Below are 13,849 nucleotides of genomic sequence, written 5' to 3' on the forward strand. Positions count from 1 at the left end.
ATCAAATATCCATCATTGTGAGGTAGTTGTGGCGCATCGATTCAAAGTACGGGAGATCGCTCAGCAGTCGGGCCTGAGTGAGGCCACCGTCGACCGGGTGCTCAACGACCGTCCTGGAGTTCGCGACGGCACACGATCGGAGGTTCGCCAGGCGATCACGGACCTGGAACGTCAACGCTCGCAACTGAAACTGGTCGGTCGCACGTTCATCGTCGACGTCGTGTTGCAAACTCCTGCAAGGTTTTCCGACGCCGTCCGTGACGCGCTCGAGGCCGAACTGCCCACCCTTGCACCCGCTGTAGTTCGTTCCAGGTTTCACTTTCGTGAAACCGGTTCGGTAGAAGCGATGACGTCGACGCTCGACAAGATTCGCCGGCGTGGCTCCCACGGAGTCATCGTCAAGGCTCCCGACACTCCGGAAGTCGTGGCGGCGATCGACCGGTTGGTGGCGGCAAGGATTCCGGTCGTCACGTTGGTGACCGACGTTGCCGGCAGCAGGCGAGCCGCCTACATCGGCATCGACAACCGAGCCGCTGGAGCCACCGCCGCGTACTTGATAGATCAGTGGCTGGGGGATCGGGAAGGCAACGTGCTGGTCAGCATGAGCAGTGGGTTCTTCCGCGGGGAGGAAGAACGGGAGATGGGATTTCGCTCCGCCATCCGAGTCTCGGCTCCGCATCGACGGTTGATCGACATTCCGAACAGTGACGGTCTGGATCAGACGAGTAGGAAACTGGTGCGAGCGGCACTCGAATCCGATCCGCAGATCCGTGCCGTGTATTCGATCGGTGGTGGCAACCTGGCCACGGTCGACGCGTTCGACGAACTGAACCGTGAGTGCAGTGTCTTCATCGCCCACGATCTCGACGGTGACAATCGAAAGTTGCTGGGGGAGAGGCGAATATCAGCGGTGCTCCACCACGATCTGCGTGCGGATGTTCGCACTGCCTGTCAGGTGGTCATGAAGGAACACGGCGCCATGGGCGCCCACTTCGGTTTTACGACGTCACCGGTTCAGGTCGTGACTCCGCTCAACATGCCCCCGACATAGCTGTGCGCGGTCAAGGAGTCCGGAGACTCCCTAACCGCGCACAGGCCGAAGGCCTAACGAGCTAGGAGCAGCGTGCCCAAGTTTCTGAACGATTCGATTGCCCGATGCAGATAACCTGAGGTCAGTGGTAACAGCGCGTCGCTTTACGTCGAAGCGTTAGCGACGGCTTCGATTGCGGTTGTTTGAAAGACTCCTTCGGTCAGTCGGCCCTGATCGCGCAGACGAACGAGTAGCGGAATGTTCGTGAGTCTGTTGAGGAAGTTTCCGTAGTCAGGAACCCGTTCGAGTGGATCTGTTCCGAGATCGAAATCGCGGCGTAGCGCGGCGGTTCCGGCGCGAATGGTGTCGCCAGCGGTGGTGTTGTCAGAGGTTGCGTCGATTCGTCGCAGCATCGCCGTAGCGCGGTCCCTGACACAACCCGTGGGATGGTCATCCGCGAAATCCTTGATGATGCGCTCTACTCGTTGTTCGCGTCGGGAGTCGATCTCGCGTTCGCGGGCCAGTCGCAGGGTGTCCGTGAGTTTCTCGATGAGGGAGGCGAAGTTTGCGTCGAGGTCGCCTACGCCGTTGGGCTGGGTCTCATCACCGTCATGCTCTTTGAGGAAACCAAGGAGCTCCTTTGCGAAGCCGGCCTTACCTATCTCGGTTCCAAATGTTGCTTTGAAGGCTTTCGCGACGGCATCCCACATCGAGATCGTGCCAGCTTGGATTTCAGTCTGGATGGCGATGTCCGTGAGGCGGCTTGCCTCGGTCTCATCCAGGCTCAGGAGGTGCTTTGCATAGAGGCGTGCCGAAATGCCGGCCAGCGTGAGCGGAACTAAGTCTTCGGGTTCCATTATGGTCACTCCGGATTCACACTTCGCTCCGATTTCGGTCGCCCAATCGCCAACCATGACGATTAGATCGTCTGTCACCGTGGGCTTTCCCTTGGCGCCGCCTTTGTGGATCTGGGCCCTCGCGGTAACTCCGGCCGTGTCGCTGTCGAGGAGAACCGCGCACGCAGGTTTGTACTGATCGCGGCCGCGAGCGAGGTAGAGCATGTACGCGACGTTGGAGCCTCCCGGAACGAGAGTGACCTGGTTGAGATCGAGGCACTTGCTGGGTGCGGTTCCGCTGCGGCGGACCCTAGCGTTCATTCCTGCGATCAGGATCTGGTCGGCGATCCCTTCTACGAACAAATTGTCGCCCCCGACGAAGGCCGTCTCTGCTACGAAAGCGCCCAACGATGTTCGTAGTGGCTCGTAATGATTCTGGGTGGCGTCCTTGACGAGGCGGGTTCCTTCGTCGCGAGCACCCTTGTCCACGACGCGGACGCGGTGGCCAGCGTTTCGGTTGATCAGAAATGGGGAGTGGGTGACATACACGACCTGGTCGGTCCGGTCCGAGTCTTCCGGATGAGCGTGATCTTCGAGTACGCGCAGGAGGTCCTGTTGACCGAGGGCAGATAGGTAGGCATCTGGTTCGTCCATCAGGAGGACCTCTGGTCGCCCCTCGGGGCGGTCGTGAGACCGTAGCTGAACGTAGTAGCTGAGGAAGTAGGTGAGTCCGCGGCTGCGTTCACTGAAGGAATAGTCTGTGCCGGTGCGGTCGCGGATGGTGAAAACAAGTTCGTGCTCTCGTGGGGAGACTCGGAGTTGGAAATCTTCGTCCTGGCTCCACCATTTCGAGATGTTCAGGTGGCGGGCGATCGACTTGTTCATCTCTTGGATGAGAGCGTTGACGAGACCCTCCTTCTCGTTTGCAATGGCCTCCTGGAGATCCTTGAATGCCGAAGGGTCGATCCGAGCGACTTTCGTGAGCAGTAGCCGACCCAGTTTCTGCTGTTCGGTCTCACCCGGATCGGTCGCCGTCAAAATCTCGACCAGTGCCACCGATCTGGGCGCGATGTCTTCGATGGACCTGATCTCGTTGAGGGTTTCGAGGAGTTCGTGCCGTCGAGTCCGACTGGCCACGAGTGTGGCAGTTTGGGCGAGGGCGGCGATGGAAACCGAGTCGGGTAGGTCGATTTGCGTCTTGAGGTGATGGGCATGAGGAAGCAGCTCCTCAAGGCCTTTGCGTTGATCGTCGTCGAGCGCAATGCGCTGCCCTGCATCGTTGAGGACCTCGACCGCGTCAGGGTTGGGGCGGAGCATTAGTAGGTCGCCGTTGGAGTGCAAAGGAATCTCCAGTGCCGTTAGCGCCTCTGTGTCATTTGCGGTGAGGGCGAAGACAGCACCAACTTCAGGGAACAGCCGCTGGCCCTTCTCGACGGAGAACAGCGTTGAGTATCGGCAGAAGTCGTTCTGGCTGTGGTTCTTTCCGGTGAGAAGAATGTTGATGGCGTCGAGCAAGTGTGACTTACCGGACTCGTTGGCTCCGACGACGGAGGTGATGTCGTGTTCGAGGCCAATTGACACGTGTGGAAGCCATCCATCGGCAGTCATCTGCCAGTCATTGCGTCTCGCGCCTGGAATCGCCTTCAACTCGTAGTCGTAGTTGAACGACTTGTACCATCGAATCAGCATCTTGCGGATGCGCATCTTGGGGTGCCTATTCCGTCGGGTTCTTGGCTGGGTTGCCTTTGATTCGTTCTGCGCGCTCTTCTGCGTAGCGAGGTGCGAGCGCCTCCATTTGCTGCATCACCTGGATGATCGCTTCCGGCTGCTTGTCCGGCGGGTAGCCGTACTTGCGAAGCAATCTCTTGATGCTGGCCCGCAGTTTGGCTTTGACGTCTTCGCGGACGGTCCAGTCGGTACGGGTGTCGCGCCGCATGGCGGCCACCAGATCTCGGGCGATGTGGGCGAGTACGTCGTCGCCCATCACGTCGACGGCTGCCTCGTTCTGCGCCACGACATCATAGAAGGCAAGTTCGTCGGATTCGAGCGGGGGTTCAAATTTCTTGCCGCGGTCTGCCTCGGCCACAACCTCTTTAGCCATCTCGACCAACTCGGCAATGACTTCGGCGGCGGTGAGCTGCTGATTGGTGTAGCGCGTCATCAGATCGTTGATCCGCTCGGAGAACAGTTTGCGCCGCACCTCGTTGCCTCGGGTGACAGCTGCCGACTTCTCGAGCAGGCTGGCCTTGAGCGCTTCGATTGCCAAGTGCGCCTTGCTGGGCTCGGACGCCTCTTTCTGCCACGTGGGCGTGAGAGCGTCCAGACGCGGTAGTTCCAGACCGGCTTCGCGATAGATGTCGATGACACCGGTGGAGGCCGCCGACGTGACGATGATGTCGCCGAGTCGGCGGAGAATGTCGTCGGGAATCGGCTCACCACGCGACACCCGTTCCTGAGCGTCGAGCTTGGCCATCCAGGTGCGGACCTCCTCGTGGAAGCGCACCTCGAACCGAACGGTTTCCAACTCGGTGGTTCCCGCGGCCAGTGCCCAGGCGCGGGCGAGCTTCGCAGACTGATTGCGGTACGACTCACCCAGTGGCCGCGCCTCCGGGTCCTCCGGATCAGTGTTGCCCGGCGTCAGCGGTGATCGCAGCTTGGTTGTCACGGAGAGCACCGCTTTGATCCAACCGCTCTTGGCATCCGCGTTGAAGATCGACTTCCACTCGTCGCCGACCAGCTCGGAGAGTGAGGACAGCAAGTCGTGGACGATTTGCGCGGCCTCGTCCGCAGTCCGCCCCACAACGCGGTCGCCGGTCTGATCGGTATCGCGTGTGAACTCGGCAAGAGCCTTCGTGAGGTTTTCCGCCAGCGGTGCGTACGCGACGAGCAATCCATCCTGCTTGCCGCGATAGGTACGGTTCACCCGAGCCAACGTCTGCATGAGCAAAGCGCCCTTGAGCGGACGGTCCAGATACAAGGTGTGCAGTGCCGGAGCGTCGAATCCGGTGAGCATCATGTCTTTGACAATGACGATCTCGAGATCGTCATCAGGGTTCTTGGTCCTCTTCTTCACTGCTGCAGTAGCACTGGGACGACGCATGTGCTTTTTGATCAATGCCGAATCGGACGGATTTGCCGTGTAGACGACCTTGATTTTTCCCTTGTCGTCGGCGTCGTCATGCCACTCCGGTCGCAGCGAGACGATCTCGTCGTAGAGGCGAGCCGCGATGTTACGGGTAGCGCAGACGATCATCGCCTTGCCGGACCCGCCGATGAAGGGGCGCATCGCCTCGCGCCGCGTCTCCCAATGCTTGACGAAGTCGTCGGCGAGTACCTCGAGCCGCTGTGGAGCGCCGTACACGGTGTCGAGTACGGCGACACTGCGCTGGAGGCGGTCTTTGTCTGCCTGGTCGAGCTGCCCGGTTGCTTCCTCCGCGGCGTCGTCCAGATCGTCGTCGTCGACACCGTCGACTCGAACGAGTTTGATCAATCGAGGCTCGAACGACACGGGAACGGTCGCACCGTCTGCGACAGCCCGGTGCAGGTCGTAAACGTCGATGTCGTCGCCGAAGACCTTGCGAGTATCGCGCTCACCCTCGGCGATCGGTGTGCCGGTGAAGGCGATCAACGTCGCATTCGGAAGTGCGTTTTTCAGGTGTGCGGCGTAGCCGTCGATGGAATCGTAGTGGCTGCGATGCGCCTCGTCGGCCATCACAATGATGTTGCGCCGATCCGACAGCATCGGGTGATCGGCGCCGGCCTCACGCTCGTCTTTGGACAGCCCGAACTTCTGGAGTGTCGTGAAGTAGATTCCGCCGGTGCGTCGTTCGGTGAGCTGCTCGCGGAGCTGTTCCCGGGAAGCCACCTGCTGTGGCGACTGAGGTAGCAAGGTGCTGCGCTGGAAGCCGTCGAACAGTTGGGTATCGAGTTCCGTGCGGTCGGTGATCACCACAATGGTTGGATTGGCCAGACGCGGATGGCGCATCACCTTGGCGGAGTAAAGCTCCATTTCCATCGACTTGCCCGAACCCTGCGTGTGCCACACCACGCCGGCACGGCCGTCGCTGTCGACTGCGCGGACAGTGCTCGCCACAGCTTTGGTGACAGCAAAGTATTGGTGGGGCTTGGCAATTCGCTTGGTGAGCCCCGACGCGTCCTCGTCGAAGGCGATATAGTCACGCACCAACTGTCCGAAGCGTTCGACGTTGAACACGCCTGCGAGTGTCAAACCGAGTTCGGTGACGGGATCGCCGTCTTGCGCAGCTTCACCGGGGCCGACGAGCCGGCCGTCGTCGTCGACGTTCCACGGCGCAAAGTGGTGCCATGGAGTGAACGGAGTGCCGTAGCGGGCGGTGACACCGTCGCTGGCAACCACGACGGCAGCGAAGCGGAAAGCCATCGGGAACTCGTGCAGGTATGTCTGCAGCTGATTGAAAGCGCCTTCGGCACTGGTGTTCTTGGCCCCGGCCTTTTTGAGTTCGATGACAGCCAGCGGCAGTCCGTTGACGTAGAGGACCACGTCGAAGCGGCGCTCGTACTCACGATTGCGGATGGTTACCTGGTTGACCACATGGTAGCGGTTCTTGGCCGGATCCCCGGAGAAGAATCGAATCGTGGGGTTGACCTGGCTACCGTTCTCGTCGACGTAGGTGATACCTCGATATCCGTCGGTGAGAACGCGGTGCAGCCGGTAGTTCTCCGAAATTGCATCTTGAGACTGCGGAGTCAGGACTTCGGCGATAGCCTGCTGCAGATACTCTTCTGGCACTTCGGGATTGAGGTTACGTAAGGCCGTATTGAGGGTTCCCCGAAGAACGATCTCGTGCCATGATTCTCGTTCACCTGAGCCGGGCGCAACCTCCGCTCCGTGTACTGGCTGCCATTCGAGGTCGCCGAGTTCATCGAGAACCCACTGTTCCCAAGCTGCTTCATTCATCGGGTCACCCACGTCAAACCTCCTGCTCGACTTGCTTTTCAGCATCCTTGACGGTGATCTTCCCGCTCATGAGAAGTGGGAGGAGTTCGTCGCGAGTATTGGCAAGTGTCTCAGATTCGCGCTCAGCTATGGTGGCGCGTCCAAGTAATGCCGATAGTTTCGCTTCGAGTCTGAGGGTTTCGCTTCCAGACGGCATCGGCAGCATTGTCGATCGAACATCTGATCCGTTGATGGACGCGAAAACAGTTCCACCTCCTTGGAACTCGTCCCATACCGTCTCAAATGCGCGCATCGAGAAAAATAGTGTGGCCGGTTGCGAGTCGGAAGCGATACTTGCAAGTCCGCGCCCAATAGCGGTGTCACCAACCGCAAGGTTTGTCTTGCCGACCGGTGCTCGGACTGCGAACAGGACGGCGCCATCTGGTGCTGTCCTGGCCGGATGCAAAGTGAATATGCGCTTGGCGGGGTAAACTGCCCCGAAATCGCGCACACCTTGAAAGAACGGAATTCCGATGCCGTCGTCGTTAAGGTACTCCCCCCGCGGCGAGGTGCCCATTGTGATTGTTGCTAGCTCGGCCAACGCTGTGGGCGCAAGGTCACAGGCTTGCACCATCGACTCACCCAACTCCAATATTAGCGTCACTAGACGCTGATTGGCTGCGATCTTGTCGTCCAGTGCGCCGAGTACCTCAACGATGGCCTTCATCTCTCGATTGCTTAGAATTGGAACCGGCAGTCTTCCAAGTATCTCAGAATTCATCGACAGCATCGTGGAGCCTGAGGCGTGCCTAATTAGCCATTCGCGCGATGCGCGGGCCTGCAATACATACCCGTATGCGCGAGCGCTCAATTCGTTCTCGAATCGAACTGCAATTGCGTCACTTCCGAGAAATAGCCTGCCAAATCGGGGGTCGACCCAGGAGGAACGATCGACCGTACCCTTCCTAGAGACGACTACGTCGCGGGGATCAAGTATGTACTGAGGGAGCCGTTCCACAACCTCTTTGCCAACCCGAGGAGTTCGTGGCTCGATTGCGATAACTCCAGATCGAATCTCGCCAACTGAAACGACGGCGTGCATTTCGGCCGTCCTGAATGGTGTGTATTCGCTCGCCCGAAGTTGTGTTCCGAATGGGCCGGTTTTGATTGACCTTACGGTCAGAACGTCGTTCAAAGTGGTCATACCAGCCTACCTAGCTGTCCTCGGACGGCAGCATCTAGCTGTGCTGACTCATCGAGGGCCGCTGTGAGAACATTCGTCAATCTCGTGACCTTCTCGTTTACTGGCTCATCATCTGTTGTGGCATCGGGTGCTCCTACGTACCTGCCGGGGGCGACCGCCCAGTTCGCCGCCTCGATTTCCTGCAACGCGGCGCTCTTACAGAAGCCAGGCATGTCCACATACGTTCCCTTTGCGGAATCCCGCCCGCGCCATGTGCGGAAAGTATTTGAAATGCGTTGTATGTCGTCATCGGACAAGGTGCGCTCGACCCGGTCGACCATGTACCCGAGTTCGCGGGCATCGATGAAAAGAACTTCTCCACGTCGATCGATATTGCCCCTGCTGCCAATTCCCTTGTCCTTGGCGAAGAACCAGACGCAAACCGGGATAGCTACTGATCGGAACAGGTTGGCAGGCATTGCAATCACACAGGAGACCACGTCGTCTTCGAGCATTGCCCGGCGGATATCTCCTTCGCTGCCGGTATTGGATGCCATGGTGCCGTTGGCCATGACGACTGCAGCCTCACCCTGCACCTTGAGCTTGCTCAAGATGTGTTGCATCCAAGCGTAGTTCGCGTTGCGAGCTGGCGGCACACCATACTTCCAGCGTTTGTCGTCCGCGCTTCGCGACCAATCCTTGATGTTGAAGGGCGGATTCGCCATGACGAAGTCGGCCTGCATCTCTGGGTGGATGTCGCGGGCAAACGTATCGCCCCAGCGGGAGCCGAGTCCCTGCGAGTCGATGCCGTGGATGGCGAGGTTCATTTTCGCTAGTCGCCAGGTGCGCTCGTTGAGCTCCTGGCCGTACACAGCCAGGTTGGTCGGATCCTCGTTGTGCCGGGCAAGGAACTTCTCCGCTTGAACGAACATGCCACCCGATCCACAACACGGATCGTAGATCCGGCCGTGATGGGGTTCGAGGATCTCCACTAGAGTCCGCACCAGAACGGGCGGGGTGTAGAACTCGCCACCACGTTTGCCTTCGGCCTTCGCGAACTTTTCGAGGAAGTACTCGTATACCTCGCCGAGCAGGTCGCGGGCCTTCGACGCGCCCTCGCCGGTGAACCGGGCCGAGTTGAAGAGGTCGACCAGCTCACCGAGGCGCCGCTGATCTATGTTGTCGCGCCCGTAGATAGTCGGCAGGGTGGCCTCAAGGGAGGCGTTGTCCTTGGCGAGCAGGCGCATAGCGGTATCGATCAGATCGCCGACACTCCTCGAGTCCTCGCTGGCCGAGGCCGCGATGCCGGCGGCGTTCGCGGAGATGAAACTCCACCGTGCCGCGGGAGCGACCCAAAAGACGCCGTTTCCGACGTATTCGTCTACGTCTTCAAGAGTTTCGGCGATGTATGCGGCATCTTCGCCGTCCAATTCGGCGTTGATAGCCTCACGACGCTCCTCGAAGGCGTCGGAGACATACTTGAGAAACACCAAGCCGAGGACGACGTCTTTGTACTGACTGGCATCCATGGAGCCGCGCAGTTTGTCGGCGGCCCTCCATAAGGTGTCTTGGAGTTCTTTGGCTGTCGACGGAGCCAGGGGCTGTTTCGTCTTGGTTGTCATCACTCGGCTTTCGTTGTGTGGGACGTACGTACTGTGGCTGTGAGGCTGCCAGTGGACAACCCCTCGATGAGTTCGGTATCGAGCGCCTCGAGGTCTCGAATTTCGTTGAGCAGAAATCGTTTTCGATTCTCAACGCGGTGCGCTATCTCGGTGATGGCCGGGACTGCATCCACCGGAACAGTCTGCAACTGCCAGGTGCTGCGATCCGACCCCGGTTGTGAGGCGATGTTCGCAGCAACCACGGCCGGGACCAGTCGACGGTCATGGCTTGCGTCATCTTTGCACCGAAAGATTCTTGCCGGGGTCGCGACAGCATGTCCGCCGTGGTAGTCGACCAAAGCAGCACACCCGCCGACGGTGACGTAGACAACGTCGCCAGGTTCGGTGAGGGTAGAGCGCGGTGCAACCTCTTCCAGGGTGAGGCGGTCGATACCGCGCCGGCCCAGCGACATTGGATCGCGTACTTCTTCTGGACCGATCACCTTTACCCAGCCGGTTTGGGGGACAGCGAGGTGCTCAGCGGGAATCCGAGCCCCAGCCAGGTCTCGCCCGAATCCTCGCGACGCGCGAGCGAAAGTGATGTTGCCTGGCTGTGACTCTGCGACGGAGAGGTCCATCCCGTCGAGGAGTCCCCGGTTCAATTCCCATACTCGCGCCAGGCGCTCGCCGCCGTCTACCCGCACACTCGTCGCAGGGGGCGCGGTCAACGTCGACTGTCGCAGGAAAACGTCGGACTTCAATACGGTGCTGGTGCGAAAGGCATGCGCGTATAGATCGATGGAATTGGATACTGCCGTAGCTGTATCTGCGGCAATCGCCTCACGAGCGGCGAAATCTGTATTTGTGTCCGAATGGGATCCGACCACTGTCCAGGTGGAGGACGGTCTACCGAAGACCCAGAGTGCGAGTCGTCGCCGCCCACCAAATCGACTCAGACCCTTGGGGAGTCGTGCGACGTAACGCAGGGGGGCGGTGTAAGACTCTGATGGGACGAGTAGGCGTCGTCGCCTGCTCGCGCCGTGGCGATCAGTCATGAGATTGGCGGGCCCCACCACCAGCAGTAGGTCGAGTTCGCTCAGGTCCATCAGCAAGTCCTCGACATGGTCGAAAAACTCGGAATCGCCCGAAACTGACAGCCATTGCATGATGTGGAGAACGCCGATCGTATCGGCCGTGTTCGACCGGACCTCGGTATAGGGTTCGATCGGAAATTCTTGTGCAGCAAGACTTCTCCAGGCAACTTGGTTGCACAAGTGTTCGGGCGATGATGCCCGACGGCGGATGGTCCACCGTTCGTGCTCCTCGGCGCGTGTTGCGAGCGCAGTCGTCAATAGAAGGCCGCCGGGCCCGGCGGGTGCGATCTCCCGGGGTTCAACTCGCTGAACCTCGATAATTGCTCTAGTCAACAGGTCTTCGCCTGTCTGGGTCAGGGCCTCTCCAGCCCAGGGTCCGCTGGGAGCGATCAAGCTGTCCACGACGTGCTGGAGTGCACTGCCTCCCGAGTATGCGGCCTCTGCCAACTCGTCGACCGCCTCGCGTAATGCGACGTCGCCAAGTGCGTCGAATGCCGTGGCTGGATCAAGGACTGATCCGATCGCGTGGGCGTCGATTGCCAGTACGGTATCGATCGGATCGGACTCGGCGAGCGGCTCACCCGTGATGTGGTGAAGAAGTAGAAGAGCGGACGCACTCTCGACATCGCGCATCACACGTTCGAACGCGGACGAGTGTAGGGGTGATTCGATTTTTGCGTCGATGTTGTTTCCGTGGCCCGTTTCGCGAAGCCACTGAATTACCTTTTGAGTGTCGAACTGAAGAGGCGTCTCGTTGACGGGTGCCGGAAAAGGCTGGTCGGTGGAGGCGAAGCGCGTGCGCCACATCGAGACGACTGGCCGTTTTACTCGTGCGAGCCGCGCGACTCCTTGCATAGTCAAGGTTTGCTCAGTCGTAGTTTGCATAGTCGGGCCTCCTTCCGTTTTCGTCCGTTTCCGACTGTCAATACGTTAGCCCACAAAGTGTGGCTGGTTGGTGACGATGGTGATAAGTAGTCTTATCAACGGTTTGTGTTGCGGTATGCCGCGGTCGTTCCAATGATTGAGTCACACATCACGGAGGGACCGACAATGACTCGACACCGGATGAACCCCCGCAGCCGAACGCAACTCGATGGGTTGTACAGAATGGCTGCACCTGGCTGCGAACCTTGGAAGCTGGAAGACCCGATATGCCCGACCGGTAAACGACGGTTGCCGACGGAACATGCCGCCGCGTCGGCACTCCGTAACGCGCAACAGCTACGGGTCCGGCGCGCAAAGGGAAAGTACCGAGGAAAACTCGAGAATCGTGCATACGCCTGTGGCGCATGCGGCGGATTCCACCTCACGTCATTGACCGCGGAGGAATACGAGAGCCGCCGCGATTGATGGCAGGCGCTCGTCGGCGTGCGTGGAGGTTCGGCATACGCTGTGGTTGGTGAGTGTTGGTGCTGTTTCGGCCCAATCGCAGCAAAGGAGTTGTAGGCCCGTGGATCTCGCGATAGATCTGGGTAATGGTGGACTCGTCGCGGCGCGTGACGCCGAGCGGCACCCCGGTTATCTATGCCCACACTGCTGCGTCCAGGTCCATCTGAGGCGAGGACGCGCGAAGATCGCGCATTTTGCGCACAACCCAGGTGAGGGAAGCGCTCAGTGTGAGCTGTACCACCCCGGCTCATCGGTGTATAGGATCGCGGGCGACCCGTTGGCAGACGGAGGCATGCCGCTGTATCTGCATCTGAATTCCGACGATCACGGTTGGACCATGTTTATCGAGTGTGACGTGCTCTCGATCGCAGAGAGTCGGAACACCGCGTATGGGCTGCTGTTTTTCGATGGCTTGGTGCTGAATCGGCCGGGCGAGCAACCGCGCAAGGTGCGGGCCGACGCCTTGGCAGCTGGATCTGGACGGAACCGGATCACGATCACACCGTCTCGACAGAAGCTGTCGGTTCGTATGATCGGAACGTGGCCTCGGTCGATTCGATCGAATCGATGGCAACGGAATCTCGTGGGATTGCCGCGTGGCGGTGCAGTTTTCGTGAAGTTTCGCGGAGGCACATATCGGCGGTACGACTCGATGACGTCGGTTTATTGGGGCGATTCAGTCGTAGTGGTGCGCCCTGATGCCGTAATACCTCCTACCGAGCTTTCGCCGGTCCAGTTGGGAACAGTCCCGACTGCTGCGGGAACCTGGCATGCTTGGCGCGTAGTTCTTCCCTCGGTTGCACGTCGCGCGGTGATCGACTGGCTGGCGGACTTTGGGGTCGTAGTCGAAACCCGTCGCTCTCGCACGCGCATAGTGACACCTCCCGTCGAATATGCGGGCGACGGGAAACCACGGTTTCTGTTGGGCGAACCGGTTGTGGCGACCGTAGCAGAAGCGGCGAGCATTCTTATCGCCGAATCCGACGTCACGATAAGTGCGCTCAAGCTGCCCGGGCGTGCTCGGGCCGCTTCGGAGCAGGGAATTGCGGTTACGGCTATCGAATCGGGGCCACTGCGATTGCGCACAAATGTTCCACGAGATGTTATCAATTCCGAGATCGTGACGGAGACGTCGGTGGATCGCGACTCGTTCACGCCTATATGGTTTCTGCGCCATGGCGAAACGATGCTTGCCCCGTTCAATGCCAGCGAAGAGACGGATATCGAGGCTCAGATTGAAATTCATTCGGAGCTGGCGGGCTTGACGTTTACCGCGACTGTGCACAGCATGGATGGACGTGTGGAAACACGCCATAACGATGGCGCGCTACAACTGTCGAAATGGCTTCGGCGGTTTCGAGGGAACACCCGACTTATCGAGGTCGATGCTGGAAATCTGGGTTTCGTCCGGCTGGAGTTCGACACTGCGCCGTGTGTGGTGCGAGAAGTGCCGGCAGCATCCCTGCGGCAGTCGGACTGGTTGACCGCTTACACGATTGCGTCCGAACTATCTGGCGATAACAGTGATCTTCGTTGGCGCAACCCACATCAAATTCGTCCGAATCACTCCTCTATTGTCGGCGCATGGTCGTAGCTCCTGGAACCCGGATAGTTGGCAGAGTCGAGTGGATATCGGATACGGGCAGAGCAGGGGTGGTCCCGGCCTACAACGACTTCGGGGCGGGTTGGCTGGTTGCGGATCCAAACGATTATCCGACGCGCGGTCAGATAACTTGGCGAAAGCAGAATTGGTCGGTTGATCGCGGATTGGTTGTCTTGTTCGAGGCAGCCGAGAATCGCG

At 59.6% G+C, this 13,849-nt stretch carries 7 protein-coding genes; 2 read left to right on the forward strand and 5 right to left on the reverse strand.

Features of this window, described 5'->3' with window-relative positions:
• The first annotated feature begins 28 nt into the window (after positions 1 to 28).
• The gene (locus KTR60_RS10255; protein ID WP_228402116.1) at positions 29 to 1,051 is read left to right on the forward strand and encodes a LacI family DNA-binding transcriptional regulator; all 1,023 of its coding nucleotides are present in this window, start codon (positions 29 to 31) and stop codon (positions 1,049 to 1,051) included.
• Between the two features lie 143 nt (positions 1,052 to 1,194).
• On the opposite strand, the gene KTR60_RS10260 is transcribed toward KTR60_RS10255, so the two are convergent.
• Genes KTR60_RS10260 through KTR60_RS10280 form a run of 5 tightly spaced genes read right to left on the reverse strand, consistent with a single transcriptional unit; the run spans position 1,195 to position 11,292 of the window.
• Complete coding sequence (locus KTR60_RS10260) at positions 1,195 to 3,570, reverse strand: ATP-binding protein (protein WP_228402117.1); 2,376 nt, start codon at positions 3,568 to 3,570, stop codon at positions 1,195 to 1,197.
• A 10-nt stretch (positions 3,571 to 3,580) separates the two neighbouring features.
• Positions 3,581 to 6,802: a type I restriction endonuclease subunit R gene (locus tag KTR60_RS10265; RefSeq protein WP_228402118.1), complete on the reverse strand. Its 3,222-nt coding sequence runs from the start codon at positions 6,800 to 6,802 to the stop codon at positions 3,581 to 3,583.
• A gap of 13 nt (positions 6,803 to 6,815) precedes the next feature.
• Positions 6,816 to 7,985 (reverse strand): restriction endonuclease subunit S, encoded by a 1,170-nt coding sequence (locus KTR60_RS10270; RefSeq protein WP_228402119.1) that lies wholly within the window; start codon positions 7,983 to 7,985, stop codon positions 6,816 to 6,818.
• On the reverse strand, positions 7,982 to 9,586 hold the full coding sequence (locus tag KTR60_RS10275) for a type I restriction-modification system subunit M (RefSeq protein WP_228402120.1): 1,605 nt from the start codon (positions 9,584 to 9,586) through the stop codon (positions 7,982 to 7,984). The genes KTR60_RS10270 and KTR60_RS10275 overlap by 4 nt, the downstream gene beginning before the upstream one ends.
• Positions 9,586 to 11,292 (reverse strand): hypothetical protein, encoded by a 1,707-nt coding sequence (locus KTR60_RS10280; RefSeq protein ID WP_228402121.1) that lies wholly within the window; start codon positions 11,290 to 11,292, stop codon positions 9,586 to 9,588. The genes KTR60_RS10275 and KTR60_RS10280 overlap by 1 nt, the downstream gene beginning before the upstream one ends.
• A 1,048-nt stretch (positions 11,293 to 12,340) precedes the next feature.
• On the opposite strand from KTR60_RS10280, the gene KTR60_RS10285 reads away from it, so the two are divergent.
• The gene (locus tag KTR60_RS10285; protein WP_228402122.1) at positions 12,341 to 13,642 is read left to right on the forward strand and encodes a hypothetical protein; all 1,302 of its coding nucleotides are present in this window, start codon (positions 12,341 to 12,343) and stop codon (positions 13,640 to 13,642) included.
• Positions 13,643 to 13,849: the final 207 nt, after the last annotated feature.

This window comes from Rhodococcus sp. C1, from assembly GCF_020809065.1.
Classification (GTDB): Bacteria; Actinomycetota; Actinomycetes; order Mycobacteriales; family Mycobacteriaceae; genus Rhodococcus_F; species Rhodococcus_F qingshengii.

What these genes read in the sequence shown, in the direction of transcription:
- KTR60_RS10285 (WP_228402122.1), top strand. Translation starts at nt 12,341, where the DNA reads ATGCCGCTGTATCTGCATCTGAATTCCGACGATCACGGTTGGACCATG.
- KTR60_RS10275 (WP_228402120.1), bottom strand. Translation starts at nt 9,586, where the DNA reads ATGACAACCAAGACGAAACAGCCCCTGGCTCCGTCGACAGCCAAAGAA.
- KTR60_RS10260 (WP_228402117.1), bottom strand. Translation starts at nt 3,570, where the DNA reads ATGCGCATCCGCAAGATGCTGATTCGATGGTACAAGTCGTTCAACTAC.
- KTR60_RS10265 (WP_228402118.1), bottom strand. Translation starts at nt 6,802, where the DNA reads ATGAATGAAGCAGCTTGGGAACAGTGGGTTCTCGATGAACTCGGCGAC.
- KTR60_RS10280 (WP_228402121.1), bottom strand. Translation starts at nt 11,292, where the DNA reads ATGCGCGATGTCGAGAGTGCGTCCGCTCTTCTACTTCTTCACCACATC.
- KTR60_RS10270 (WP_228402119.1), bottom strand. Translation starts at nt 7,985, where the DNA reads ATGACCACTTTGAACGACGTTCTGACCGTAAGGTCAATCAAAACCGGC.